General features: G+C 64.6%; 27 protein-coding genes. 15 read left to right on the plus strand and 12 right to left on the minus strand.

The window, feature by feature from the left end; translation table 11 throughout:
• Positions 1–59: 59 nt before the first annotated feature.
• Positions 60–1,688: a hypothetical protein gene (locus HZB49_RS07460; protein ID WP_291609864.1), complete on the minus strand. Its 1,629-nt coding sequence runs from the start codon at positions 1,686–1,688 to the stop codon at positions 60–62.
• A gap of 41 nt (positions 1,689–1,729) precedes the next feature.
• On the minus strand, positions 1,730–3,601 hold the full coding sequence (locus HZB49_RS07465; RefSeq protein WP_291609865.1) for a L,D-transpeptidase family protein: 1,872 nt from the start codon (positions 3,599–3,601) through the stop codon (positions 1,730–1,732).
• A 223-nt stretch (positions 3,602–3,824) separates the two neighbouring features.
• Here HZB49_RS07465 and HZB49_RS07470 point away from each other — a divergent pair, with 223 nt between their 5' ends.
• Positions 3,825–4,397, plus strand: coding sequence for a CreA family protein (locus HZB49_RS07470; RefSeq protein ID WP_291609866.1), 573 nt, complete (start codon positions 3,825–3,827; stop codon positions 4,395–4,397).
• Positions 4,398–4,424: 27 nt separating this feature from the next.
• Here HZB49_RS07470 and HZB49_RS07475 read toward each other — a convergent pair whose 3' ends face one another.
• Complete coding sequence (locus tag HZB49_RS07475) at positions 4,425–4,697, minus strand: hypothetical protein (RefSeq protein WP_291609867.1); 273 nt, start codon at positions 4,695–4,697, stop codon at positions 4,425–4,427.
• Between the two features lie 148 nt (positions 4,698–4,845).
• On the opposite strand from HZB49_RS07475, the gene HZB49_RS07480 reads away from it, so the two are divergent.
• From HZB49_RS07480 to HZB49_RS07490, 3 genes are all read left to right on the plus strand, one after another.
• Positions 4,846–5,229, plus strand: coding sequence for a hypothetical protein (locus HZB49_RS07480; protein WP_291609868.1), 384 nt, complete (start codon positions 4,846–4,848; stop codon positions 5,227–5,229).
• A 15-nt stretch (positions 5,230–5,244) separates the two neighbouring features.
• Complete coding sequence (locus tag HZB49_RS07485) at positions 5,245–5,637, plus strand: hypothetical protein (protein ID WP_291609869.1); 393 nt, start codon at positions 5,245–5,247, stop codon at positions 5,635–5,637.
• 81 nt (positions 5,638–5,718) lie between these two features.
• The gene (locus HZB49_RS07490) at positions 5,719–6,945 is read left to right on the plus strand and encodes a serine hydrolase (RefSeq protein ID WP_291609870.1); all 1,227 of its coding nucleotides are present in this window, start codon (positions 5,719–5,721) and stop codon (positions 6,943–6,945) included.
• A 21-nt stretch (positions 6,946–6,966) separates the two neighbouring features.
• On the opposite strand, the gene HZB49_RS07495 is transcribed toward HZB49_RS07490, so the two are convergent.
• Both HZB49_RS07495 and HZB49_RS07500 read right to left on the minus strand, forming a co-directional pair.
• Positions 6,967–7,215, minus strand: coding sequence for a DUF6719 family protein (locus tag HZB49_RS07495; RefSeq protein WP_291609871.1), 249 nt, complete (start codon positions 7,213–7,215; stop codon positions 6,967–6,969).
• 2 nt (positions 7,216–7,217) lie between these two features.
• Positions 7,218–7,385: a hypothetical protein gene (locus tag HZB49_RS07500; protein ID WP_291609872.1), complete on the minus strand. Its 168-nt coding sequence runs from the start codon at positions 7,383–7,385 to the stop codon at positions 7,218–7,220.
• A 139-nt stretch (positions 7,386–7,524) separates the two neighbouring features.
• On the opposite strand from HZB49_RS07500, the gene HZB49_RS07505 reads away from it, so the two are divergent.
• The 3 genes from HZB49_RS07505 to HZB49_RS07515 all read left to right on the plus strand — a co-directional run bounded on the left by HZB49_RS07505 (position 7,525) and on the right by HZB49_RS07515 (position 13,580).
• Positions 7,525–8,802 carry an ArgE/DapE family deacylase gene (locus tag HZB49_RS07505; protein WP_291609873.1) on the plus strand — a complete coding sequence of 426 codons (1,278 nt, stop codon included), beginning with the start codon at positions 7,525–7,527 and terminating at the stop codon, positions 8,800–8,802.
• A 428-nt stretch (positions 8,803–9,230) separates the two neighbouring features.
• Positions 9,231–10,418, plus strand: coding sequence for an efflux RND transporter periplasmic adaptor subunit (locus HZB49_RS07510; protein WP_291609874.1), 1,188 nt, complete (start codon positions 9,231–9,233; stop codon positions 10,416–10,418).
• 24 nt (positions 10,419–10,442) lie between these two features.
• On the plus strand, positions 10,443–13,580 hold the full coding sequence (locus HZB49_RS07515) for a CusA/CzcA family heavy metal efflux RND transporter (protein ID WP_291611131.1): 3,138 nt from the start codon (positions 10,443–10,445) through the stop codon (positions 13,578–13,580).
• 33 nt (positions 13,581–13,613) lie between these two features.
• Here the strand turns inward: HZB49_RS07515 and HZB49_RS07520 are convergent, their stop codons facing one another.
• Positions 13,614–14,393 carry a cobalamin-binding protein gene (locus HZB49_RS07520; RefSeq protein ID WP_291609875.1) on the minus strand — a complete coding sequence of 260 codons (780 nt, stop codon included), beginning with the start codon at positions 14,391–14,393 and terminating at the stop codon, positions 13,614–13,616.
• A gap of 328 nt (positions 14,394–14,721) precedes the next feature.
• On the opposite strand from HZB49_RS07520, the gene HZB49_RS07525 reads away from it, so the two are divergent.
• Entirely contained in the window at positions 14,722–15,120 is a 399-nt protein-coding gene (locus HZB49_RS07525) for a PaaI family thioesterase (RefSeq protein ID WP_291609876.1), read from the plus strand.
• A 162-nt stretch (positions 15,121–15,282) separates the two neighbouring features.
• Complete coding sequence (locus tag HZB49_RS07530) at positions 15,283–15,912, plus strand: GNAT family N-acetyltransferase (RefSeq protein ID WP_291609877.1); 630 nt, start codon at positions 15,283–15,285, stop codon at positions 15,910–15,912.
• A 76-nt stretch (positions 15,913–15,988) separates the two neighbouring features.
• Here the strand turns inward: HZB49_RS07530 and HZB49_RS07535 are convergent, their stop codons facing one another.
• The 4 genes from HZB49_RS07535 to HZB49_RS07550 form a co-directional block, all read right to left on the minus strand.
• Complete coding sequence (locus HZB49_RS07535) at positions 15,989–16,282, minus strand: hypothetical protein (RefSeq protein ID WP_291609878.1); 294 nt, start codon at positions 16,280–16,282, stop codon at positions 15,989–15,991.
• A gap of 85 nt (positions 16,283–16,367) precedes the next feature.
• Positions 16,368–16,667 (minus strand): putative quinol monooxygenase, encoded by a 300-nt coding sequence (locus HZB49_RS07540; protein WP_291609879.1) that lies wholly within the window; start codon positions 16,665–16,667, stop codon positions 16,368–16,370.
• 20 nt (positions 16,668–16,687) lie between these two features.
• Positions 16,688–17,374: a DUF2161 family putative PD-(D/E)XK-type phosphodiesterase gene (locus HZB49_RS07545; RefSeq protein WP_291609880.1), complete on the minus strand. Its 687-nt coding sequence runs from the start codon at positions 17,372–17,374 to the stop codon at positions 16,688–16,690.
• Between the two features lie 88 nt (positions 17,375–17,462).
• A complete protein-coding gene (locus HZB49_RS07550) occupies positions 17,463–18,143 on the minus strand; it encodes an SDR family oxidoreductase (protein WP_291611133.1) in 681 nt (226 codons plus the stop codon).
• Positions 18,144–18,349: 206 nt separating this feature from the next.
• Between HZB49_RS07550 and HZB49_RS07555 the strand changes: the two genes are divergently transcribed.
• Positions 18,350–18,550: a hypothetical protein gene (locus HZB49_RS07555; RefSeq protein ID WP_291609881.1), complete on the plus strand. Its 201-nt coding sequence runs from the start codon at positions 18,350–18,352 to the stop codon at positions 18,548–18,550.
• Positions 18,551–18,570: 20 nt separating this feature from the next.
• Here the strand turns inward: HZB49_RS07555 and HZB49_RS07560 are convergent, their stop codons facing one another.
• A complete protein-coding gene (locus tag HZB49_RS07560; protein ID WP_291609882.1) occupies positions 18,571–19,317 on the minus strand; it encodes a tyrosine-protein phosphatase in 747 nt (248 codons plus the stop codon).
• A gap of 94 nt (positions 19,318–19,411) precedes the next feature.
• Between HZB49_RS07560 and HZB49_RS07565 the strand changes: the two genes are divergently transcribed.
• Complete coding sequence (locus HZB49_RS07565; RefSeq protein ID WP_291609883.1) at positions 19,412–19,729, plus strand: MliC family protein; 318 nt, start codon at positions 19,412–19,414, stop codon at positions 19,727–19,729.
• 105 nt (positions 19,730–19,834) lie between these two features.
• Here the strand turns inward: HZB49_RS07565 and HZB49_RS07570 are convergent, their stop codons facing one another.
• Positions 19,835–20,035 (minus strand): DUF2735 domain-containing protein, encoded by a 201-nt coding sequence (locus tag HZB49_RS07570; protein ID WP_291609884.1) that lies wholly within the window; start codon positions 20,033–20,035, stop codon positions 19,835–19,837.
• A 541-nt stretch (positions 20,036–20,576) separates the two neighbouring features.
• Here HZB49_RS07570 and HZB49_RS07575 point away from each other — a divergent pair.
• The 4 genes from HZB49_RS07575 to HZB49_RS07590 all read left to right on the plus strand — a co-directional run bounded on the left by HZB49_RS07575 (position 20,577) and on the right by HZB49_RS07590 (position 24,131).
• Positions 20,577–21,614 carry a glutamine synthetase beta-grasp domain-containing protein gene (locus HZB49_RS07575; protein WP_291609885.1) on the plus strand — a complete coding sequence of 346 codons (1,038 nt, stop codon included), beginning with the start codon at positions 20,577–20,579 and terminating at the stop codon, positions 21,612–21,614.
• 263 nt (positions 21,615–21,877) lie between these two features.
• Entirely contained in the window at positions 21,878–22,582 is a 705-nt protein-coding gene (locus HZB49_RS07580) for a GrlR family regulatory protein (protein WP_291609886.1), read from the plus strand.
• Positions 22,583–22,587: 5 nt separating this feature from the next.
• A complete protein-coding gene (locus HZB49_RS07585) occupies positions 22,588–23,271 on the plus strand; it encodes a substrate-binding domain-containing protein (protein WP_291609887.1) in 684 nt (227 codons plus the stop codon).
• 56 nt (positions 23,272–23,327) lie between these two features.
• The gene (locus tag HZB49_RS07590; RefSeq protein ID WP_291609888.1) at positions 23,328–24,131 is read left to right on the plus strand and encodes a tetratricopeptide repeat protein; all 804 of its coding nucleotides are present in this window, start codon (positions 23,328–23,330) and stop codon (positions 24,129–24,131) included.
• Positions 24,132–24,408 lie beyond the last annotated feature (277 nt).

The raw sequence follows: 24,408 nt of genomic DNA on the forward strand, positions 1-24,408 counted from the left end.
CGGAGCATAGCGCCATCGCCAGGGCGGCGCTTTCAACAAGCCGTTATGACTTGAAGCCGTCAGGATTTGGCCGGGCACCAGGGCAGGGCGAGCAAGGGCATGTAGTAGGTATTCCACTCGCAGATCGACTGCGGGCCAGTCCGCTTGAAGGCGTATTTCACTGGCTCGGCCTGGCCGACGGCGAGATGGAGGCCGAACAGGGTCATCGCGGCGGCGTACGTCCATCTGGCGAGCCGCAGGTCGGACAGGCGATCGAGCAGGATCGCGCCGGACAGGATGATCAGGGGATCGGTGAAGATGAAATATTCCGACTTGAGGCCGCGCCGGACGCCCAGCGTGTCGATCCCGATGGAGGCTAGCAGCAAGGTCAGGGCCTGGAGCGCGGCCAGCCGTTCGCCGCGCCGCCATGCCATGACGATGCCGGGCACGATCAGCCAGGTCAGGAAGACGGTCGGGCGCGGCGAGGAATGCAGCACGAATGTGTAGCGCGCGAGCACCGAGCCGATGCCCTCGACCAGCAATCCGAGGATGCCCAGAATTCCCGGGCCGTTGGCGACATCGCTGGTGACCGTGTCGGCGAAGGTCAGCATCTTCTCGAGGGGATTGGCGATCGCGATGACGTTGCGGCTGTCGTATTCGAGATAAAGCAGGAGCAGCGTCAGCGAGGCGCCGGCCATCATCGCAAACATCGAGGCCAGCGTCTCGGCGGCGCTGACGCGCCAGATCGCGGCATAGGCGATCATGCAGCCACCGATCAGCGCCATCAGGGCCAGCTGGTACACGCCATAGCGTCCCATCACCAGCGGGCGGAATTGCGTGGCGTCGATCAGCGCGCGATCAAAGCCCGTGGCGATCAGCGGCCAGGCCATGCCCACGGCGGCGCCGGCGATGACGGCGGCCGCGGCAGTGACAAGCCATGCGGCCGGGCTGCCGCGCCAGAACGCGATGCTTGCGCTTGCTGAGCTGCCGAATGGCAGGATGACGAGCGGCAGCGTGCCGATCAGCAGGATTGCCTGTACCTTGTTCTCGAGGCCCAGCACGCACAGCACCGCGGCAAGCCCCAGTGCGAGCGGCCGGGCGAGGCTGGCGCGCCGCCCGGCGATGATGAGGATCATCAGCGCGAACACCACCGGAAGAGCGGCAACCAGCTCGCTGCGCAGGATTCTCGAATGCACGGCGATGCCGCCGGAAAACGCGAATGCCAGCACAGCCAGCACCGCAACGCGCCAGTCGCGCACGATGGCGCGCACCAGGCCCGCGAATACGAGCACGCTGCCCGCCGCAATCAGGAACGCGAGGACGCGGCCGGCACGTATCGCATGCGTCATCGCCGTGTCGAAGGCCACGACATCGGAAGCCGCCGGCATCGACGACAGCGACCACGCATCGAGCAGGCCAAGCCCGTGCAGCAGCTTGAACCAGTGCTTGACCGTGAGGATGGTCAGATAGGCGGTGTGGTCGAAGAAGTGCTGCGGCTTGCCGTCGTTCATGGCGAGCGCGTTGTAGATCACCATGAAATCCATGTCGGCATTGCGCCAGTAGATCACGGCGTAACCGAACAGGAAGAACGACAGCGCAAGGCCGGCAATGATGGCGGCCAGTCCCCCGCGCCAGCCGAGGGAGGTCAGCCGGTCGAACGCATCGCGGCGCGGTGAAGCCGTCAGAGCGGGAGAGCGAAGTTCATCCATGGCGGCGGTTTAGCACAGAAGCCGTTGCCGCCGGACGGTGGCTACCGCAGCCTGACGATGAAATCGGTGCCTTCGCCGGTTTCGCCCTGGTTGATGCCCTGATCGGACACGACGATCGAGCCGCCAGTGCTCAGCACTTCCGCGATCCTTGTCAGCGCGTCCTGCGGGATGGTGATGCGGTCGAGCGCCTCGGCCGCGCTGTTGGCAGTCGGCAGGGGCGCCGGCTTGACCGCGGCCGGAACGCTGCCCGCGCCCTTGCGCCGCCGCGTCGCGCGCTCGTCCTCGTCGTTTCTCGGCGCGTAGCGCGCGGTGATGGGCAACGACACCGCAGACCAGCGCAGCGCGTTCGGATCGTTCTTGTCGACTTCGGCGGTGAACACATGCGTGCCGAGCAGCTTGTCGCTCGGCGCGATGGTCACGGGCACGTCGAACACCGGCTTGAAGTTCTGCCGGACATAGAGCTTGCCGTCCTTGCGGCTGATGAAGACCGCGACCTGGCCTTCACGCTTCAGTTCGGGCTTTGCCTTTTCGAGACCCGGCAGGCGGGACACGTCCTTCTTCGCCGGCGTTTCGGTGGCAGCCTTCTCGGTGACAGCCTTTTCAGGAGCAGCCTTTTCAGGAGCAGCCTTTTCGGCGACGGGCTTGGCAGGCTCGGCCGGCTTGTCGGCGGCCTTCTCCGCTGCCTTCGGCTCGTCGGCCTTGACGGCATCTGCCTTCGGCGTGTCTGCCTTCGCAGTCTCCGCCTTGACGTCGGCTGGCTTGGCTTCCGCCTTTGCTTCGGCGCCCGGCTCGACAACGCTGTCCTCGGCCTTCGCACTCACCGAGGTCGGGCTGGACTTGACCTCGCCGGTGACGATGTCATCGGACCCGGATTCTTCCGCCTTGTCGCCGGTTGCCGCCGCTGCCGCCGTGGCAGGCGCGATTTCGGCTTCGGACCTGGTGGGCTCAGACTTGCTGGGTTCAGATTTGGCGGCGGTTTCCGGCTTTGCTTCCTCGGCCTTTAATTCCTCCGCCTTGGCAGCTTCCGCCTTGATCGCCGTCTCGGCGACGCCGGATGCGGCCGCGGGCGAAGCATCCGACATCGTGACCGCCGCGTTGACTGGCAGCACGCCGCTGGCGTCCGCCGTGTGGGTGCGCGCGTGGCCGACGGTGGAGCGGAGCTCGAGCTTCGCCTCGGTCGTCTCGGCGGACTTGCCGACTTCGCGCGCAGCGTCTGCGCCCTTGTCGGATTTGACGCCGAGCGGCGCGTCCACCTGCGGGGTTTCGTCGGCGACGGGCTGCGGCACGGCCTTCTGCGCGACCAGCAGCGGGTGAGAGAAGGGCGCCGGCGTCATGTCGCCCGGCGTGACCAGGACGCGCGCGCCCATCTTGGTCCAGTTCCACATCTTCTGCGCAAACGCCATCGGCATCCGGATGCAGCCATGCGAGGCCGGATAGCCCGGCAGCACACCCTGGTGCATCGCGACACCCGACCAGGTGATGCGCTGCATGTAGGGCATCGGCGCGCCGCTATAGATGTTCGAATGGTGCATCTTGTGCTTCTGGATGATGCTGAAAACACCCATCGGCGTCGGATGAGTCTTGGTGCCGGTCGAGACCGGCCCCTCGGCGAACAATCCGTTTGAATCGTAGACCCGGATCTTCTGCTGCTCGATCGAGATGGAGATGACGAGCGGGCCCTGCGGCTTGGCGCTGGCGGCGGCTTCCTTCTCGGCAGCCTGTGTCTTCTTGTCGACGGCGTTGCGCTTGACCTTCGGCCGGCGCTGCTGCAGCGGCTGGGCCGGGCGGTAATAGCCGGGGTCGTAATCGTTCCAGTAATACAGAGCAGCCTCAGCCTGTGAGGAGCCGGCGACCGCACCGGCCGCGGTCAAGATCACGGCAACGCCGGCAGTGGAAATCCGATGTGCGCTCACGCGTGTATTCCCTAGAATCCCGATCGCAATATTGACGTTTGTTGTCGCAGACGAGAACCGCGTTCACCAGCGTAAGGCTTCAAATCGCTGCGGTTTTCGGGGCAAGCGTAGCAAAAAAGCCTCACATTCGGTTAAACGGCGGCCGGCAAGGGGTGAGCCGGCGGTCTTCCGATGTGGCATTGCAGCACTACATAGGCCGCGAGCATCACCACCGGAGCCTTTCATGCCATTCCAAGCGACGCGCCAACATGACAATTTGCCGGGGACCCGGCGCCGGTTTGCGGCGGTTTTCGCCCTGGCCCTGGCTGCGTTCTCGGTACCGGGATGGGGTACTCCGGCCCTTGCCGCGGACGAGCCGGACCTGATCTTCCGCCGCTCCACCGTGTTCAAGCTGCTCAGCCCGAACGACAAGCTCGCCACCTACGGCGTCGACGACCCCGAGGTGGAGGGCGTGGCTTGCCATTTCACGGTGCCGGAGAAGGGCGGGTTCAAGGGCTGGCTGGGACTGGCGGAGGAGGTCTCGGACATTTCGCTGGCCTGCCGCCAGATCGGGCCAATCCGTTTCAAGAGCAAGCTGGAGCAGGGCGACGACATGTTCCGCAAGCGCCGCTCGCTGTTCTTCAAGAAGATGCAAATCGTCCGCGGCTGCGATCCCAGGCGCAACGTGCTCGTCTACATGGTCTATTCGGACAAGCTGATCGAGGGCTCGCCGAAGAATTCCACCTCCTCGGTGCCGATCATGCCCTGGGGGCCCGCCGACGCCGCGGTGCAGAAATGCGGTGAGTTCATTCAATAGCTTGGGCCCGAACGCGACGATTCCGCTTTAGCGCTGTTGCGGCGCCTTGCGGGTCCAGGGTTCGGCGCGGACCTTGGGGTCGCGGCACCCCACGAGGTGCAGCAGCTGCTGCGGCGACGATACATTGCCGTGGTAGCTGAAGCTGCCCTGCTGCGACATCGCCCCGCAATTGGTCGGTTGCGCTGCCTGCATCTGTTTGATTCCCGCTTCGGAAGAGCCGCTACCCTTCACTTGCTCAACAATCGGCTTGCCTGATTTGCGGGTCGCGTCATTGCCAACATCGATGTTGCCATTGCCCACGACGGCGATCCTTGTGCTGATGAACCGGTCTGCTGACGAACAGGGACTAACGCGCCAACGTCCCAAGAGTTGCGCGCTATTGGTTAAGTCGCCCCGGAATCGGTTTGGGTTCAGGATTGTCCCCTGAAATGAGCCCGGGGCTCGGCCAATGACCGAGCCGCTTCGGCCAGCGACCGACAATGACATGGGTCACACTCCTGGCGCACTGAAATCAAAGGGTTTTCTCGCGCAATGTTTCGTCGCGGCCGCGGCGACGAAACAATTCTCGCCCGCCACGAAACCATTTTCCGCTTGTGGTGCAGATATCCGGAAACAGCGCTTGGTTATCAAGCTGCCCAACAAAACGGCGGCCATGGCCGGACCCGGAGACAGTTCGATGCGGACCTTCAGCTTCATCCTTGCTTTCGCCTTCGTGCTGGCCGGCCCCTCGATGGCCGGGTCGCCGGACAGTTTGCCGGCTGCGGGCAGCTTCGCCTATAACGGCGCGCCCGCCGCCAATTCCGCTCCCGTCGTGCTTGCAGCGATCAAGTAAGAGTCCAAGGCCAACATGCTCCTTCGTTTCTGCACTGCGGCGGTCGCCACGACCCTCCTTCTCATCGGCTCGGCCCAGGCGCAGATGCGCTCGCAGCCGAGGCTTCCCGATCCCCGCGGCGAGTTCGTGCGCCAGTGCGCGCCCCACATGGTGGGCCGCTGGGCGCATCCGGAGTCCGTATGCGGCTGCCTGCACGACTACGCGGCGGCCACCGTCGAAGACAGCGACCTGCGCGAGGCGCTGCTGCGCGGCATCAGCGAGACCGGCGTGCCGACCATCGAGACCCACTGGGTGCCGCCGGCCAAGCAGTCGCAGATCGCGGCGACCTTCACCAAGATCGCCAAGCCCACCCTGCAATGCATGTTCGAGCCGGCGCTGCCGCAGACGCAAGCCAGCTCCGGCGGCTAGTCCGCTCGACACCTCCATCGGCCCTGTTGTAACGGTTTGACCCGACGCCGCCGGAACGCGCGGCCGGAGGGGGAGGCCCGCATGCGGCGGTTGTTGATCCTTGCGCCATTGCTGGCCTTGCTCGCCCCTCCGCTTCCCGGCCACGCCGCTCCGGACGAAGAACTGCTGGGCAAATCCGCGGGCTATCCGCTCGGTACGCCTCAGACCTGGTTCTTTGGCGAGCATGTCCGCGTCGGCTCGTTCAGCCATCTCGACCAAATCCTTCCGCATCACACGCTGAAGCGATCGGCAACGCCGTTGCCGTTGCCGAAGGCGGCGAATGCGCCCGATATCAGCTATCGCTTCGAGGAAAAGGACAATTCGCTCGACGATTTCCTCGCCCGTCAGCGCGTCACGGGATTCCTCCTGGTCAAGGACGGCCAGATACTCGCCGAGCGCTATCAGTACGACCGCACCGCGCAAAACCGTTTCGTGTCGCATTCGATGGCCAAGTCCATCGTCAGCCTGGCCGTCGGCATTGCGCTTGCCGAGAAGAAGATCGCCTCGCTCGACGACACCGTCGCCAAATATGTGCCGAAACTTGCCGGCAACGCCTATGGCGAGACCACGATCCGCAACATCCTGCGCATGGCTTCCGGCGTGGCCTTCAACGAAGTCTATGACGGCAAGGACGACGTCTCGCGCTTCGTTCGCCTGCGGGTGGCCTACGACTCCATCACGGCGCTGCGCGAATTCAACACGCGAGAGGCGGAGCAGGGCACCAGGTTTCACTACGCCTCCAGCGAGACCGTGGTGCTGACGCTGCTGCTGCAAGCCGTGACCGGGACGACGCTGAGCGAATATCTGACGCCGCGGCTGTGGCAGCCGATGGGCGCGGAAGCTGACGCGACCTGGATCAAGCACCCCGACGGTACCGAAGAGGGCATGGGAGCCTTCAACGCGACCCTGCGCTACTACGGCCGGCTCGGCGTTCTCCTCGCCAACGACGGCGCTGTCGGCGGCAAGCAGGTCGTGCCGACGGAATATCTGCTGGAGGCCACCGACTGGCACCGCCAGCCGGATGCGTTCAGGCCGCAGCGCGCGACACCTTACTTCGGCTATGGCTACCAGTTCTGGCCGTTTCCCGGCGAGAAGCGCCGTTTCGCGCTACTCGGCGTCTACGGGCAGTCGATCTTCGTCGATCCCGCGCAGAAGCTCGTGATGGTGGTCACCGCGGCGACGAAGAATGCGAACGTCGTCAAGGAATCCTACGCGCGCGAGCGCGGCGCGCTGTGGCGCGGCATCGTCGAAAAATACGGCGGCTGGTAGCATGCGGCCGTGACGACTGGCTCACCGCGTCTTCGGCCCCAGCCGCGGCACGCATTTGCGGGTGCGCAGCACGCCCGACGCCGTCATCTGCGCGCCCTGGACCTCCTTGATCTGGCCGGCCGGGCAGGAGCCGTCGTCCACCATCACGCGCTGGCCGAGCCGGAGCTCGACGATGTCCTGCTCGCGCGACACGATCTGCTGCTGCGCCGACGCCTGCGTGGACAGGGCAAGGCAGCCGAGCAGCGCGATGACGAGCCGCGGGGCGGTCATGCTCACTTGCTCTGGATCTTCAGGCCATCGGGCCCGACATTGATCTGCAATCCCTCAGGCTGCTTCTTCGCCTGGTAGAGATTGAAGCCGAGCACGCCGACGGCAACGAGCAGCACGCCGATAATGAGATAGAGCACGTTCTTGTTGTCCGATATCCGGTTGTCCGCCATGCGGCCCCTCCGCAGCCTTGCTGCGGCGAATTGTACGGGCACCCCTGTGATTCTGAAAGGCGAGGCGCCTCCACAAGGCCTGCCGAAATATGCTTTGATCGGACCAGGATAGCCACCTCGCGCGGGAGAAGAAACGGAAGTGAACGCCGACATCCAACAGCGAATCCTCGATGCCGTCGATGCCGGCTTCGACGCGCAGCTCGCCACCACCGCCGACTTCGTCGCCATCCCCTCGACCCGCGGCGCGGAGGGACCGTGCCAGGACATGATCGGTGATCTCCTGCGCGAGCGCGGCTATGAGGTCGACGACTGGCATCTCGATCTCGACGACCTGAAAGACCTGCGCGGCTACGGCCCGATCCACCACGACTTTACCAAAGCGCGCAGCGTGGTCGGCACCTACCGGCCCGCCACCAATGCCGGACAATCGCTGATCCTGCAGGGCCATTGCGACGTGGTGCCGGCGGGGCCGCTCGACATGTGGGAGACGCCGCCGTTCTCGCCCGTGATCAAGAACGGCCGCATGTACGGCCGCGGCGCCTGCGACATGAAGTCGGGCACCATCGGCGCGCTCTATGCGCTCGATGCGATCAGGGCGGCCGGCTTCAAGCCGACGGCGCGGATTCACTTCCAGAGCGTGATCGAGGAGGAGAGTACCGGCGTCGGCGCACTCTCGACGCTGCAGCGCGGCTACCGGGCGGACGCCTGCTTCATTCCGGAGCCGACCGGCGGCAGGATGGTGCGCTCGCAGGTCGGCGTGATCTGGTTTCGCCTGCGCGTGCGCGGCATTCCCGTGCATGTGGCCCATGCGGGCTCGGGCTCGAATGCGATCATGGCGGCCTATCACCTGATCCATGCCTTGCAGAAGCTCGAGGTCGAATGGAACGAGCGGGCCAAGGCCGATCGCCATTTCAGGACGCTGACGCACCCGATCAACTTCAATCCCGGGATCATCAAGGGCGGCGACTGGGCTTCCAGCGTGCCGGCCTGGTGCGACGTCGATTGCCGCATCGCCGTGCTGCCGGGCTGGTCGGTCGCCGATTGCCAGAAGGAGATTCTGGCCTGCGTCTCCGCCGCCTCGCGCGATCACCGCTTCCTCTCCAACAATCCGCCCGAGGTCGAGTGGTCCGGCTTCCTGTCGGAAGGCTATGAGCTGAAGGATTCCGCCGCGCCGGAAGCCGCATTCGGCAAGGCGTTTTCCGCCGTCTATGGCGGCAAGGTCGAGGACCTCGTCTTCACCGCGCTGACCGATACGCGCTTCTACGGACTCAACTACGACATCCCGAGCCTGTGCTTCGGCGCCAGCGGCGAGGCGATTCACGGCTTCAACGAATATGTCGACCTGGACTCGCTGCGGAAGTCGACGAAGGCGACCGCGCTGTTCATCGCGGAATGGTGCGGGGTGGAGAAGGGGTAGGTTTGTCCGCGTCATTTCGGCCAATAGACGCCCCTGGCTTGTCATCACCCGCGAAAGCGGGTGATCCAGTACGCCGCGGCCTTTCGACTGGGTCGCCCGGTCAAGCCGGGCGATGACAAGCCAGTATGGTGATAGACATACGCTCTGCCCGGTCTTGGGCTTGACACGATTCCGGTAAACAGAACTGATTTGCCCGTCTGCGCTGAACTTGCAGCACTGGCGCCGTTGGTAGCCCGGCCGTACCGCCGCCGGGGCGGCACAATAAATCGAACAGGGTCTCACCCGCAGCTGGTATTGGTCTCCTATCCGACCTAATGCTACGGTCCGGTAGGAGGAATCGTTGCGCACGCCAGTCGGTGGCTGAAGCGCGCAACAGGGCGTAAGAGCCCGCGTCAACTCAACAGAGAATAGCAGGGAGGCATCGATTCATGGCGGTTTCGATCGCTGTCAGATCGTCGCTGCATGGCCTGCGGGCGGTGCTCTTCTTCGCTGCGCTGCATATATCGGTTGCTGCGGCCGAAGGTACGACGAAGGGCGCCGATTTCGTTCGGGTCGTTCCCGACCAGTTGCACCAGCTCGAGGTGGTGAAGGTCGAATCCCATGCGTTCCTCGATCAGCGATCGGCGATTGGTCAGATCGCATTCAATGAAGACGCCAGCACTCCCGTTCTGACGCCGTTCTCCGGCCGGGTCACCCGCGTGATCGCCAAGGTCGGCGATCAGGTCAGGCGTGGCGACCCACTGCTGGAGATCGACAGCCCCGAGCAGGTGCCGCCACAGAACGAGTTCATCGCCGCTCAAGGCGCAAGAAACAAGGCGATCTCCCAGCTCAACCTGGCGCAGATTGTCGAGAAGCGCACCCGTGATCTGTATGAAGGCAAGGCCGCCCCGTTCAAGGATTTGCAGCAGGCCGAGGCTCAGCTTGCCGCCGCCCGGAACGACATGCGCTCGACCGAAACAGCGTTCGAAGCCGCTCGCATCCGCCTGCGCATCCTGGGTCGCTCCGACGAGGAAATCTCGGAACTCGAGCAGAAGGGCACGATAAGCCGCGTCACCCGGATAACGGCACCGATCGACGGCACCGTCATCTCGCGCAAGGTCGGGCCGGGACAGCACGTCAAGTCCGATTCCGCCGAGGCCTTGTATGTGATCGCCGACGTGTCGACGATGTGGCTGAAGGCGCAGATCTTCGAGCAGGATATCGCGTTTGTGCGAATCGGTCAGGAGATCGAGGCGAAGGTCGCGGCGGCGCCAAACCGGACCTTCACGACTCGTATTGCAAACATCGGCTCGGCTTCAGACCTGACCACGCGCCGTGTCATGGTGCGCTCGGAGATCGACAATCCGGGCGGCGTGCTCAAGTCCGAGATGTTCGCAACGTTCAAGATCGGGATCGCAGAGCCGTCGGTCACACCGGCCGTGCCGGTCGACGCGGTGATCCGCGAAGGCGACCTTGCGACGGTGTGGGTCGAAGCCGAGCCGACGCTGTTCAAGCGCCGCGTGGTCGAGATCGGCGTGCAGCAGAATGGCCTGACGCAGATACGCCGGGGGCTCGCCGCCGGCGAGCGGGTGATCTCGCGCGGCGCGATCTTTGTAGACAACGAATGGCGTCAATGACCCTGCTGGCCGGAGCATTTCGTGCTGCGTAGTTTAATCGCATTCTGCCTGTCGCGACGGCTGCTGGTGATGGTCGCGTTCGCGGCCTTCCTGGGTCTCGGCTACGCTGCCTTTCTGACGCTGAATATCGAGGCCTATCCCGATCCTGCGCCACCAATCATCGAGATCATCGCCCAGCAGCAGGGCCAGTCCCCCGAGGAAGTCGAGCGCTACATCACGATCCCGATCGAGGTCGCGGTTGCCTCTACGCCGGGCCTGAAGTTCATCCGCTCCAACACCGTCTACGGGCTCGGCTTCATCCGTCTGCAGTTCGAATACGGCCGCGACTATCATTTTGTGCGTCAGCAGACCCTCAACCGGCTCAAGGATGCGGTGCTGCCCGCCGGCGTGCTGCCGGTCATCTCGCCCGCCGGCGGCATCAGCGAAATCTTCCGCTACGAGCTGACCGGACCGCCGGGCATGGACGTCATGCGGCTCAAGGCGCTGCAGGATTGGGTGGTCGAACGCAAGCTGCGCATCGTGCCCGGCGTCGCCGACGTCGCGGTGCTGGGCGGAAAAACCAAGGAATTCCAGGCCGAGATCAACCTCGACCGCATGATGGCCTATGGCCTGACGCTGCCGCAGATCATGACCGCGATTTCGGCAGGCAATTCCAATGTCGGCGGTCGCACCATCGCCATCGGCGAACAGTCGGTGAATGTCCGCAGCATCGGCGTCATCACCTCGTTGGACGACATCGGCAATATCGTCCTGGCCCAGCAGGGCGGCGTGCCGGTGCTGGTGTCCGATGTCGCCAAGGTCCAGATCGGTTTCGCACCCAGGCTCGGTCTCGCCGGCCGCGACGAGAGGACCGACGTCGTCACCGGCATCGTGCTGATGCAGAAGCTCGAACGCACCATGGAAGTGGTCAAGCGCGTACGCGTCGCGGTCGAACGGATCAACAGCGACGGATCGCTGCCGCCCGGCGTCAGGATCGTGCCGTTCTACGATCGCGGCGACCTGGTCGCTATCACCGTGCAGACAGTGCTGCACAATCTCCTGTTCGGCGTTGCCCTGATCTTCCTGATCCAATGGGTCTTTCTCGGCGATCTGCGCTGCGCGCTGATCGTCGCGGCGACCATACCGGTGGCGCTGTTTCTGGCTGTGATCATCACGGTGATGCGGGGGGAGTCCGCCAACCTGCTGTCGGTCGGCGCCATCGATCTTGGCATTATCGTCGACGGCACCGTGATCATGGTGGAAAACATCTTCCGCCAGATCGCCCATCATTCGGCGCGGGTGCCGGCGGATCGTCCTGCGAGGCTCAGCGACAAACTCGGCTGGATCCTGACCGGCGCCGTCGAGGTCGACAAGGCGATCTTCTTTTCGGTGATCATCACGATCGCGGCCTTCCTGCCGCTGTTCACGATGCAGGGCGTGGAAGGCCAGATCTTCGGGCCGATGGCGCGGACCTATGCCTACGCGCTGATCGGCGCCGTCATCGCAACCTTCACCGTGACGCCGGTGCTGGCGTCGATCCTGCTGCCGGTGCATGTAAAGGAAGTCGAGACCTTCGTGGTCCGCCATGTCCGCACGCTCTACCAGGCCGTTCTGGTGCGCGCGGTCCGAAACTATCGCCGCGCGGCAGTCATCGCCGCGGTGTTCCTGGTGTTGTGTCTCAGTCTGGGCTTGCGGCTCGGCACCGAATTCCTGCCCAAGCTGGAAGAGGGCAATATGTGGATCCGGGCCGTGATGCCGCCGACCATCACGCTGGAGGCCGGGATGGAAACGGTGGCCAAGATCCGCTCCGTGATCTCGAGCTATCCGCCGGTCCAGACCGTTTTTTCCGAGCAGGGACGCGGCGACGAAGGCACAGATCCCGACGGCTCGTTCCTCGCCGAGTTCTTTGTCCCGCTCAAGCCGGCCGACAGGTGGCCTGCTGGATTGACCAAGGAGCGGATGGTCAAGCAGTTGAGCGAGCGGCTCAACCGCGAATTCGTCGGCGTCGACTTCAATTTCTCGCAATACATCCAGGACAATATCGAGGAAGCCGTCTCCGGCGTGAAGGGCGAGAACTCGATCAAGATCTTCGGCAAGGATCTCGTCGAGCTGGAACGGCTGTCCAAATCGGTGAAGACCGAGCTCTCGGAAGTTCGCGGGGTTGCCGATCCCGCAAGCTTCAATCTGCTCGGCCAGCCCAACCTGATCGTCCGGATCGATCGCGCCAAGGCCGCGCGCTACGGCTTCTCCGTCGCCGACATCAATTCCGTCGTCCAGGCCGCGATTGGCGGCCAGGAAGTTTCCAAGGTCTATGAAGGCGAGATGATCTTCGCGCTGACGGTGCGCCTGGCGCCGGAATTCCGCCGCGATGTCGAAGCCATCCGCACCATCCCGGTAGCGCTGCCGAATTCCGACGCAAAGACTCCGACCGTCTATATCCGGCTTGGCGATCTCGGTGAGGTCAAGCTCGTCAGCGGCGCGGCCTATATCTATCGGGAGAACAGCCAGCGCTTCATTCCACTGAAATACAGCGTCCGCGACCGCGATCTCGGTTCGACCGTGACCGAGGCGCAGGACCGGATCGGCAAGAAGGTCCCGGTTCCCCAGGGATACTCGCTCGAATGGTCGGGCGAATACGGCGCGCTGGTGGACGCCAAGAAGCGGCTTGCCCTGATCGTGCCGTTGAGCCTGCTTCTGATCCTGATGCTGCTGTACAGCCTGTTCAACTCGATACGGGACAGCCTGCTGGCGCTGTCGGGCATCCCGTTCGCGGTAGCCGGCGGAATTCTCGGGCTCTATATCGGCGGCCTGAATTTCAGCGTATCGGCTGCGGTCGGATTTATCTCGTTGTTTGGCGTCTCCGCCATGGATGGCATCCTGCTGATGTCCTACATCCGCCGCGACATCGATGAAGGCATGGGAACGGAAGACGCGATCATCCGCGCCGCCCAAACGCGGATGCGGCAAATCTTCATGACGGGCCTGTCGGCGTGCATCGGCCTGGTCCCGGCGGCGATCTCGACCGGCATCGGCTCACAGGTGCAGCAGCCGCTGGCCTGCGTCATTGTCGGCGGCATGTTGCTGTCGCCGATCTGCAGTCTGCTGGTGATCCCGGTGCTGGCACGACTCTGGATGCCGACGATCAAGAAAACCGGGATTGTCCGGGAGGTGGCGGAACACTGAAGCGTCAGCTTGGTTGAGGCCTGCAAACATCCCTTACCCCCACAACGCCTTGACGATCGCATCGAGCCCGTCCGTAAGCGCCGCAGGTCCCGGTTGCAGGATCAGCGTCGATTTGATCTCGACGATGCGGTTGTTGGCGACGGCCGGGATGTCGCTCCAGCCGGGGCGCGCCCGGATGCGGTCGGGCACGACCTTCTTGCCGCACCATGACGCCAGGATCACGTCGGGCGCGGCGTCGCGCACGGTGTCGGGTGCGACGATGCGGTCCTTGGCCGCCTGCTGCAGGCGCAGCTTCGGCAGCGCGTCCTCGCCGCCGGCGATCTCGATCAGTTCGGACACCCAACCGATGCCGGATATCAGCGGATCGTCCCATTCCTCGAAATAGACTTTTGGTTTTGGCGCCGGCCGTGGCGTCGCGGCGATGCTAACAAGCCGCGCCTCGAAGCCGCGCGCGAGCGCTTCGGCACGCTCGGCCGCGCCGACCATCGCACCGAGCGTGCGGATCATCGCGAGAATGCCGGCGACGTCGCGCTGGTTGAAAACGTGGATGGCGACGCCGGCGCGGACGAGATCGGCGACGATATTGGCTTGCAGATCGGAAAAGGCCAGCACGAGATCCGGCTCGAGCGCCAGGATTTTCGGGATGTCCGCCGAGATGAAGGCCGACACCCGCGGCTTTTCCCGCCGCACCCCAGGGGGCCGCACCGCATAGCCGGAGACGCCCACGATGCGGTCCTGCTCGCCGAGCAGATACAGCGTCTCCACCGTCTCTTCGGTGAGGCAAACGATCCGGCGGGGAGGGAACTGGCGCATCGGCGAGGCTTCCATGGTGCTGGATTGTTCTCTTGACTTGGTCGAATGCGGACTCGGTCCACCTCTCCCCAGCGGCGGGGAGAGGTCGATTTGCACCAGCAAATCGGGTGAGGGGGCGCTGCGCCCATGAGAGACCGTAAGCCCTCACCCGGCGCTTCGCGCCGACCTCTCCCGAAGGGAGAGGTGAAATTCCCGTTGCCGCTTCAGCTCAGTCCCTCGCGCAAGCGCGCTTCGTCACGGCAGCCATTACCTCCGACGTCATTGCCTGATTTACCCGCGCCGTCCATCCTGCGCGCAGGATCAGGCGAACAAGAAGCCGGGAGGAACGATGTCGCTGCTGGAGAAGCTCAATTCGATGAAGATGCCCTTTGCGGAACTGAAGGGCGTCAAATTCGTCGAAGCCGACAAGGACCGCGTCGTCGCCAAAATGGTGGTGCGGCCCGATCTCTGCACGCTGCATCACACGATCCATGGCGGCGCGGTGATGGCGCTGGCGGATTCGGTCGGCGCGGCCGCGACTGTCATCAACCTGCCTGAAGATGCCAAGGGCACCACGACCATCGAGAGCAAGACCAATTTCATCGGCGCGGCGAAAGAGGGCGCTACCGTCGTCGCGACCGCCACCCCGGTGCACCGGGGCAGGCGTACCCAGGTATGGCAAACCCGGCTGGAAACCGAGGATGGCAAGCTGGTTGCGGTGGTCACGCAGACCCAGATGGTGCTCTGATATGGGGTTCCATCCCTGTCACAAAAGATGAATGAATCCTTAATCCAGTTTTGCTGAAAATTCAGGCGGTACAGGGACTTGAATTAAATGTTGCGACGCACAATATTGGCGGTCTAGGGATTCGAACGCCTCCTCGAGGGCTACCCACGAGGAGTTTGGACTATGAAACATACGACCTTGGCCGATCTGACGCGTCCGAGAGGCACCGTCCGCACCTTGAGCCAGCAGGAGGAGCTTCCGCTCCTGCGCGACCACCTCTTGAGGCTGGACCGCACCAGCCGCCATGACCGTTTCCACGGCTTCATGGATGACAGCTTCATCGAGCGCTACGCCGAGAAATGCGCCAATGACGGCACGGTCGTCATCGCCTATCTCGAGGGCGACGCGGTGCGCGGTGCAGCCGAGCTGCATCCGCCGGATCAGTCGGACGATGCCATTCCCGAGATCGCCTTCAGCGTCGAGAGCAAGGTGCGCCGGCAGGGCGTCGGCACCGTGCTGTTTCGCAAGCTGATCGCGGTGGCGCGCGCCAAGGGCTACAAGAGCCTGCGCATTACCACCGGCTCCGGCAACGACGCGATGCGTGCGCTCGCCAACAAGTTCGGGGCGCACCTGTCCTTCAGCCACGGCGAGTCCACGGGGGTCATCGACCTGACGCGGCCGAGCCAGCTCGAGCTCGCGCCGTCGCTGGTGATCACGCCGATCGAGGCCGCCCAGGCGATCGCGAATTTCAACCGCGCCTACTGGCGCATCCTGTTCCGCATGTATGGCTGGGGCCGCAACAAGGCGGCCTGACGGGACTGCACGAAAAAAGGGCCATCCGCCGATGAGGCGAATGGCCCTTTGTTTTTTGAAAGTCGGGCTTCGACGCTTAGGTCGCGACGCGCTTGCGGATGACGCGTCGTTCCACGACGACGGCGCGCTGCACGCCCTGTTCGCCGGCAATCACCCGGGTAGTCGCACCGGAGCGCGCGGCAATCCTGGTGGTCTTCTTCACTTCGGCGAGAACCGGCTCATATTCCATGCCCATCAGCGCCGAGGCGATTTCCGCCTGTGCTTCCTGATCTTCCGTGATGCCGGCGGCAGCGAAAATCGCCTCTTCCAGGGTCGGCGGATCGCGCCGCACGCGCCTTGTGCCGTATTTGGTTTGCCAATCTTCGCTCATCCGGGCCTCGCAAATCGATCCGCGATATCTAGGAATCAATATGTTGCATTGCAATATGAAATTGGCGTGGCAATGCTGCCATGCGCTAGAGCTTGTCTACTTTAGTCGCGTCATAAATCTCGATCGTAGTCGCGGTGTCGGCGAGCGGCTGCAACGCGCGCACAAAGTCGCGCGAAGCGGGAACCGCAAAATGCGCGAGCAGGGCGGCGCGATCGGCCCATTGCTCGACGAAAACCAGTCGCAGCGGGTTCTCGCAATCGACATGCACGGCGTGCGAGATGCAGCCGGGCTCGGCGCGCGAGCGGTGGACGTGCTCGAGGCTTAGCCGTCGCACCTCGTCGAACCTGTCGGGCTTTGCGGTGACGCTGCCGGTGACGACGATCATGGCTCCCCCCGTGCTGCTTCCTATTCCGCTGCCGTTGCGCGCGCCGCCAGGTCGACCGGCTGCTGCGGCCAGCGCTTCAACGCCGCACGCCCGGCATCGGTCAGCACATAGATGCCACGCTCGGCGCGGTCGAACCAGCCATAGACGTTGTGCAGCAGGATCTTGCCGGCATCGGGAAAGTGCGCGCGCAGGTCGCGCACGCGCTGCGGTCCGGCCGACAGCGCCGAGGCGCAGGCCAGCGCCTGCTGGCGATAGGCGGTCATGATCGGTGCGCGCGTGCTGCCGCCCATGGCGGGATCGCCGATGCGCCTGGTGTGCTCGGCCACCAGCTGCGAGCGCTTCTTGGGATCGCGGCGCGGCGCCGAGGTCGGCGGCTTGACGATGACCTCGACGCTGCCGCTGCCGGTGACCGCGAGCATGCCGAAGCCGAGCCGGCGGCAGAGGTTGCGGTAGCGCGCGTCGCTCTCGCGGCCCTTGCCGCGCAGCGAGAGTCTTGCGGCAAGCCATACCTCGTCGGCGGCGCTGGCGCGGTCGACCGCCTGCAGCACCAGTTCGAGATTGAACGACTGCTTCAATTCGCCGATCACGACGATCGGCGGATCGTCGCCGCTCAGCGCCACCAGGTCGCAGCCGCCGACCTCGCCCTTGACGGTGAAGCCGAGCTTTTCCAGGAAGCGTTTGACGGGAAGATAAAGCGCGGTTTCCAAGGCAGGCTCCGGCGGCGGCGCGACTCAGTCGCCGGCGATTTTAGCGGAAATTCCGCGAAGCGCCCGGTCGCATGGGCGGTTACGAGGCTTAGACCCGTCCCGTCACCGGCACCAGCGCGCCGGTCACGGCGCTTGCCGCGTCGCTCGCCAGGAACAGGATCACCTCGGCCAGTTCCTGCGGGCTCACCCATCTGGAAAAATCAGCCTTCGGCATGCTGTCGCGGTTGGCCGCGGTGTCGATGATCGAGGGCAGCACAGCGTTGACGGTGATCCTGCCCTTGTGCTCGGCGGCGAGCGCTTCGGTGAGGCGATGCACGCCGGCCTTGGAGGCGGCATAGGCGCCCATGCCGTTTCCTGCCTGCAGCGCGCCGAAGGCGCCGATATTGACGATGCGCGCGGCGGGACGCCTGAGAAGATGCGGGATGGCGGCGCGCGAGGCGTTGAGCGCGGTGGTGACGTTCAGCGCGTACATGCGCTGCCACGTTTTCGGATCGCCGTCGGCCACCGTCTCGAAGGCAAAACCGCCGGCGATGTTGACCAGCGCATCGATCCTGCCGAAATGCGCCGCCGCTGCATCGATCGCCTTTCTTGCCTGCGCCGCATCGGTGAGGTCGACACCGCCGAGCTCGAGACGCTTGCCGGGCGCTGTGTCCTGCGCGACGGCAAAATCGATCGCGGCGACCCGCGCGTCCCGCGCCAGCGCCGTTTCCGCAACGACCTTGCCAAGCGCGCCGGAAGCACCGGTCACGACGATGACTTTTTCCTGCAGCATGACGGCCCCGGCCAGAGCGTGAGGAGGGCGCACACTATGGCCGCTCAAATCCGATTTGCAATGCTGCAACCTTATGCGGCATCGGCACGGTCGCGCCGGCGGTTCGCCCGCATTTCGATAAAATTGTTCCGATCGATGTAAGCCGACGGCAGAACGAAGCGGATATAGGTCGGGGTCCATCAAGCCAGGGGACTGGAAGCGTCATGATGAGAAATTTGCCCGACCACGGCCTGCCGCTGGTCCAACTCAAGGAGCAGCGCCGCGATCTCGTGGTCGCGTTGCAGAACCGCAATGGTCCTGTCAGCGGCTGGGAGCTGATGCAGATCGCCGCCATCCAGCAGGCGATCCAGGCGTTCGAGGAAGTCATCGCCGACCTCGATGCCGAGCTGGAAGCGGCGGCCTGACACGACAGGCGGCTCGAGCCTCAGGCTTCCAGATAGCGTTCCCGCAAGCTCTCGCGCTCGGCCGGGCCGATGCCGAGGCCATCGCGCAGGTAATTGTGGAGGCCGCCATAGCCGGCATCGATGGTCTCGAAGGCGGCTGCCAGGAACGAGGCCTGCACCGTGCCGAGCACCTGCCTGACATCCTCCGCCAGGTCGGAACTGACGGATGGATCGCGGCGATAGAAGCGGTTGGTTAACAGATAGTCTTCCGCGATCACGTCGTCGGCGACGCCGAGCGTGTGCAGGATCAGCGCGCAGGCAAAGCCGGTGCGGTCCTTGCCGGCGGTGCAGTGGATCACCAGCGGCGCGCGGTCTTGCAGGAGATGGGCAAACAGTGCGCGGAAGCGCGGCGTGTTGTGCTCGACATAGCCGCGGTAGGAATCCCGCATCACCTCCAGCGCGTCTTCCGCCGTCGCCGGCCGGCCCGCAGCATGGATCGCGCGCAGCGCCGCCACCACGGTCGGTTCCACCGGCAGCGAATGCGTCTCGATCTCCTCGACCCCGCACAGCGCCTCGCCGCGCTCATCCCTGCCGCGAAAATCGAAGGCGCTCCTGACGCCAAGCTCGCGCAGCACGGCGATGTCGGCCGCGGTGAGCTGGCCGAGATGGTTGGAGCGGAACAGCTTGCGCCAGCGCACGGCGCGGCCGTCCTGGCCGGCATAACCGCCGAGATCGCGGAAATTGCTGGCGCCGGCGAGGTTGAGATGGCGGGCGGGGGATTCTGACATCGAAAGGGATCTGCTGGATGGTGCGGCGGGGCGCGTGCGGCAATTGTACCGAGCGCTCCGAACTGGTCTATACTCGCTGCTTCAGGGGGAGAATATGAATTTCGGCAAGTCCACCGTTTCCGCCGCGCTGCTCGCGGCTGCCGCCATGTTCGGCGCATCGGCGGCGTCGGCGCAGTCCACGACATGGCAGACCTATCGCTGCGGCGACGGCACCGAGTTTCTCGTCGGCTTCTTCCAGTATGACAAGCGCGCCCATATGCAGGTGGACGGCAAGGCGGTGACGCTGGAGAAGCGGGTGGCGCTGACGGGCTCGCGCTATTCCGGCGGCGGCGTGACACTGCGGGTCACGAAATCGGGCACCACATTCAAGATCGGCAAGCGGCCGGTGACGAGCTGTCAATTGTTGACATGAAAAAGGGACGAAACCTCGTTGTTTCGACCCTTTGTTATCTGGCGTCTCGCGCCTGAAAACCTGCGTGCGGCTCAGGGCATGCTGTCGGGAAATGTGCTGTCGGCATCAGTGGTCACGTACCGGCTTGGAATCTTCGATCGCTGCCTGGTGATACCAGCTGTCGCTGCACAGGGCTTCGTTGGCCCGCGGAGCGATGGCGAGGCTGGGCTTGGCATCGCCATAGCGGCGCCCGCCGAGGGAAGCCCGGCCGCCGGCCGGGAATTGGTAGATCTTTGCAGATCCCTGACTAGAACCTGGATTCAACATTTCGGTCTCTCCTTTCATCGAGACGCTGGTTTGAGTTGATGGTGCGCCCGACTCGTTCGTGAGTGGTTACCGATCTCGATATCGTTTGTGCCCTCCGCCGGCGCAACCTGATGAAGAAGAAGTCACCTGCTGTTCAAATCCTGGGCAGTTCGCCGCCTGCTCTCCGCAGGGCAGAAGCCGGTCGCCTAACGCGCGAGCCATGCCGGGGGTTGCGGGCTGAGCCGAGCCCGGCAAATGGGTGTTTCGGCGGCTGCCGCAGCTTTGAGCGGAAAGGGTGCCTGGGACACCCGGTGCCGCCAAAAGCGGCGGCTTTTGGCCGCAAACGGCGGAATTTCGGCCGCGATATTGCGAGCCAATTGCGCCGCTATGTCGCAGGAAAAATCTTCAGGTGCGGGCCGGCGCGCCTGTGGATGACGGCTGCCGCAGTGCAACGACTGGCATTTTAATTGCTTGGAAAGAGGTGGCCGATGGTGGCCGGGTACACCAGTGGGGGCCAGCGCTTCGGCTCCCACCCAAATCGCTTCATCAACAGGAAGGCTCAATGACCAAGTACAAGCTCGAGTATATCTGGCTTGACGGATATACGCCGACACCGAACCTGCGCGGCAAGACGCAGATCAAGGAATTCGCTTCGTTCCCGACGCTCGATCAGCTCCCGCTGTGGGGCTTTGACGGCTCCTCGACGAATCAGGCCGAAGGCCACAGCTCCGACTGCGTGCTGAAGCCCGTTGCGGTCTATCCCGACGGCGCGCGCACCAACGGCGTGCTGGTCATGTGCGAAGTCATGATGCCCGACGGCAAGACCCCGCATGCGTCGAACACCCGCGCCACCATCCTCGACGATGCCGATGCGTGGTTCGGCTTCGAGCAGGAATATTTCTTCTACAAGGACGGCCGTCCGCTCGGCTTCCCCGAATACGGCTATCCCGCACCGCAGGGCCCGTACTACACCGGCGTCGGCTACAGGTTCGTCGGCGACGTCGCCCGCAAGATGGTGGAAGAGCATCTCGACCTCTGTCTCCATGCCGGCATCAACCACGAAGGCATCAACGCCGAAGTGGCCAAGGGCCAGTGGGAATTCCAGATCTTCGGCAAGGGCTCGCGCACCGCGGCCGACCAGATGTGGATCGCACGCTACCTGATGCTGCGCCTGACCGAGAAGTACGGCATCGACATCGAATTCCACTGCAAGCCGCTCGGCGACACCGACTGGAACGGCTCGGGCATGCACGCCAACTTCTCGACCAAGTACATGCGCGAAGTGGGCGGCAAGGAGTACTTCGAGAAGCTGATGGGCGCCTTCGAGAAGAACCTCATGGACCACATCGCCGTCTACGGTCCGGACAACGACAAGCGCCTGACCGGCAAGCACGAGACCGCTCCCTGGAACAAGTTCAGCTATGGCATCGCTGACCGCGGCGCCTCGATCCGCGTGCCGCACTCCTTCGCCAACAACGGTTACAAGGGTTATCTCGAAGACCGCCGCCCGAACTCGCAGGGCGACCCCTACGCCATCGCTTCGCAGATCCTGAAGACGATCTCCGAAGTGCCGACGGCAGCCAAGTCGGCGGCCGCCTAAGAGAACGACACGGACCGGGGCGGGGGCTCCCGGGACGCAGGATGATCCGCCAGGGATACCCTTGGCGGATCATTGCGTTTTGGCGGCATCGCGCGCTTTTGTGACAGCGCAAGCCGTTTCCCCCTTGGTCTAACCGCGCTATGTACGGTTGTGCCGGAGCATGATCCGGAAAGCGTGAAGCGGTTTTTCGAAGAGAGCATGCTCAAGACAAAGGGGTAAAGCGCGATCACGATCGCGCTTTGGGATTGCCGGGGACACGGCAGGTGTTTGGGGGATTTTATACCGTCAGGTTTCAGCTCAACGATGCGGTGGGCCGCAGCGTGATGTATGTGCATGGCGGCAAGCTGCTCGGCGGCAATTCGGCCTTCGCCCATATCGGCAGCTACGAAGCGAACGGCGACGACGTCGACATCGAGGTCAAGACCGTCCGCCACAATCCCGATCCGAACTACCGCGCCATGGCCGGCACCGACGACGCCACGCTGATCGCGAAGGGTCGGCCGGACGGCGAGCGTTATCGCTTCCGGGGCGCGTTGAAGGAATTGCCCGGCGCCGTATTCCAGTCGGTGATGACGCCGGTTGCGGAGGAGGCGGTGCCGATCGCCGGCGGTGTCGGCGAGGGCGGCATCGTCAACGGGCTCTATTCCATTCACGTGCGCATGCTCGACGGCGTCGAGGGCGGCCTCACCGGCGTGATGCTGCTCAATAACGGCCGCATCCTCGGCGGCGACGCATCGTTCTATTATCTCGGCACCTATACTTCCGAGAACGGCCGCTGGAAGGGACAGATCCTCAACCAGGAGCACACGCCGTCGGTGAGAGAAAACCCGGTGTTCGGCGGCCATGAAGTCGGCATCGGATTTTCCGGCACCTGCGACGGGCGGGGCGCGCTGGTGGAGGCGACCGCGCTCGCCGGCAAGCGCAGCCTGCGCCTCACCGCGGTGCTCAAACTGATGCGGCAGGCTTGACGGCGATGGAAAGCATTCGCGTGCTCTCGACACTGGCGGTGAAGGGCGCCTTCGCCGAACTCGCGGCGCGTTTTCAGGCGGCCGGCGGCGCCCGGATCGAAGCCGATTTCGCGCCGACGCTGGCGCTGCTGGATCGCCTGCGCCGCGGCGAGGCGGCCGACGTCGTCATCCTCACCCGCGAGGGGCTGAGCGAAATGCTCGGGGAGCACCGCGTGGCGGCGGTAAGCTATGTCGATATCGCAAGATCCTGGGTCGGCATCGCGGTGAAGGCCGGCCGCGCGCATCCCGACATCTCGACCGAAGCCGCGCTGCGCACCGCGCTTGTCCGGGCCCGGGCGGTGGCCTATTCGCGCATCGGCGCCAGCGGCATCCTGTTCGCGGAGCTGATCGCCCGGCTCGGGATCGCCCACCTCGTTGACGCGCATGCCGTCGTCGTTCCGTCCGGCCTCACTGCCGAGCGGCTCCTGACCGACGAGGCCGACCTTGCCGTGCAGCAGATCAGCGAGCTCAAGCAGGTTGCCGGGGTAGAGATCGTTGGCCCGATCCCGCGCGAGCTGCAGGTGCCCGCCGTCTTTTCGGCCGGTTGCATGCTGGCCACGGAGAACGTGGTTCCGGCGGAGCGATTCCTGAAATTCCTGCGCTCGGGCGAGGCCATTTCCGTGCTCCGCGAGGCGGGGCTCGAGCCTTGAATTTGCCGGCGCCACGACGCAACCTCGGCCGCATGAGGCGGCTCTTTCGACAAGTGTTGCTCGGTGCAATCGCGGCGCTTGCGGCGCCTGTGTCCGTGCATGCGCAATCGGCCGATCTCGTGCTGTGCGACCGCCTCGCCGCCGATCCCTCCGATCCCGACAAGCCCGCCGACGTCAGGGGTGTGAGCGAGGTCGCCGCGGCCGACATCGCGACCGCCCTCAAATATTGCGCCGTCGCCGGCAAGTCGCAGCGGCGGGCGATGTACCAGCTCGGCCGGGCCTATGCCGCCAACCGGCAGATGACCGAAGCGCTCGCCGCCTGGCGCAAGGCCGCCGACAAGGGTTCGTCGTCGGCGATGGTCGAGCTCGGCGTCGCCTATGGCACCGGCAACGGCGTGGCGCAGGACGATGCGCAGGCACGCAAGCTGTTCGAGCGCGCGGCGGAGGCCGGCAATCCCCGCGGCGTCTCCAATCTTGCGGCGCTCGGCGGCGGCGGGGCGCCAGCCGATCCCGCGCGCTCGCGCGAACTGCTCGGCCGCGCGGCGGAGACCAATGCGGAAGCGCAATATCAACTCGGCATCATGCTGTCGGAAGGCAGCGGCGGCGAGAGGGACGACGTCAAGGCGCGCGCGATGTTCGAGAAGGCGGCGGCGCAAAACCATCCGGCCGCGCTGGAGCGCATGGGCGCCTTCGCCGCCGAAGGCCGCGGCGGCCCGAAGGATTCCTCCGCCGCAAAATCTTATTACGAGCGGGCCGCCGCGCTCGGCGACGAGGACGCGAAAAAAGCACTGGAGAAGCTGCGCTGTCCCTATGTGATCAAGGACAAGCGCGGCGGCGTCGTATCGACGCTGTGCTTCTGAGACGCTGGTCGCGTCAGCTGTTGTAACGAATTCCTGCCGCAGTCATCCCCGGCGCTGGGAAATGCCGGATTCTTGTTGGTTCCATCCGAACTATATTGCCAATCCTTCGTGCGGAATTCCGGCTTCTACTTTAGCCGGGGCCGCGGCCGGGCGGGCGGCAAGATGGGCCTTGTTGCCCTTGCATCCTTTTGCAAAGTATGGGTGATATGCGAAATCCGCGTGGCTCGACGGTTCCAAGAGGCTGTCGGGACAATGCGGCGCGAACGAACGCGCCCGG

Source organism: Bradyrhizobium sp. (assembly GCF_016219575.1).
Classification (GTDB): domain Bacteria; phylum Pseudomonadota; class Alphaproteobacteria; order Rhizobiales; family Xanthobacteraceae; genus Bradyrhizobium.

Coding starts and splice junctions, on each gene's coding strand:
- HZB49_RS07480 (WP_291609868.1), top strand. CDS start 4,846: ATGACCGAGCCGCTTCGGCCAGCGACCGACAATGACATGGGTCACACT.
- HZB49_RS07575 (WP_291609885.1), top strand. CDS start 20,577: ATGACCAAGTACAAGCTCGAGTATATCTGGCTTGACGGATATACGCCG.
- HZB49_RS07565 (WP_291609883.1), top strand. CDS start 19,412: ATGAATTTCGGCAAGTCCACCGTTTCCGCCGCGCTGCTCGCGGCTGCC.
- HZB49_RS07460 (WP_291609864.1), bottom strand. CDS start 1,688: ATGGATGAACTTCGCTCTCCCGCTCTGACGGCTTCACCGCGCCGCGAT.
- HZB49_RS07495 (WP_291609871.1), bottom strand. CDS start 7,215: ATGACCGCCCCGCGGCTCGTCATCGCGCTGCTCGGCTGCCTTGCCCTG.
- HZB49_RS07560 (WP_291609882.1), bottom strand. CDS start 19,317: ATGTCAGAATCCCCCGCCCGCCATCTCAACCTCGCCGGCGCCAGCAAT.
- HZB49_RS07485 (WP_291609869.1), top strand. CDS start 5,245: ATGCTCCTTCGTTTCTGCACTGCGGCGGTCGCCACGACCCTCCTTCTC.
- HZB49_RS07500 (WP_291609872.1), bottom strand. CDS start 7,385: ATGGCGGACAACCGGATATCGGACAACAAGAACGTGCTCTATCTCATT.
- HZB49_RS07570 (WP_291609884.1), bottom strand. CDS start 20,035: ATGTTGAATCCAGGTTCTAGTCAGGGATCTGCAAAGATCTACCAATTC.
- HZB49_RS07555 (WP_291609881.1), top strand. CDS start 18,350: ATGATGAGAAATTTGCCCGACCACGGCCTGCCGCTGGTCCAACTCAAG.
- HZB49_RS07525 (WP_291609876.1), top strand. CDS start 14,722: ATGTCGCTGCTGGAGAAGCTCAATTCGATGAAGATGCCCTTTGCGGAA.
- HZB49_RS07520 (WP_291609875.1), bottom strand. CDS start 14,393: ATGCGCCAGTTCCCTCCCCGCCGGATCGTTTGCCTCACCGAAGAGACG.
- HZB49_RS07535 (WP_291609878.1), bottom strand. CDS start 16,282: ATGAGCGAAGATTGGCAAACCAAATACGGCACAAGGCGCGTGCGGCGC.
- HZB49_RS07510 (WP_291609874.1), top strand. CDS start 9,231: ATGGCGGTTTCGATCGCTGTCAGATCGTCGCTGCATGGCCTGCGGGCG.
- HZB49_RS07530 (WP_291609877.1), top strand. CDS start 15,283: ATGAAACATACGACCTTGGCCGATCTGACGCGTCCGAGAGGCACCGTC.
- HZB49_RS07585 (WP_291609887.1), top strand. CDS start 22,588: ATGGAAAGCATTCGCGTGCTCTCGACACTGGCGGTGAAGGGCGCCTTC.
- HZB49_RS07490 (WP_291609870.1), top strand. CDS start 5,719: ATGCGGCGGTTGTTGATCCTTGCGCCATTGCTGGCCTTGCTCGCCCCT.
- HZB49_RS07470 (WP_291609866.1), top strand. CDS start 3,825: ATGCCATTCCAAGCGACGCGCCAACATGACAATTTGCCGGGGACCCGG.
- HZB49_RS07540 (WP_291609879.1), bottom strand. CDS start 16,667: ATGATCGTCGTCACCGGCAGCGTCACCGCAAAGCCCGACAGGTTCGAC.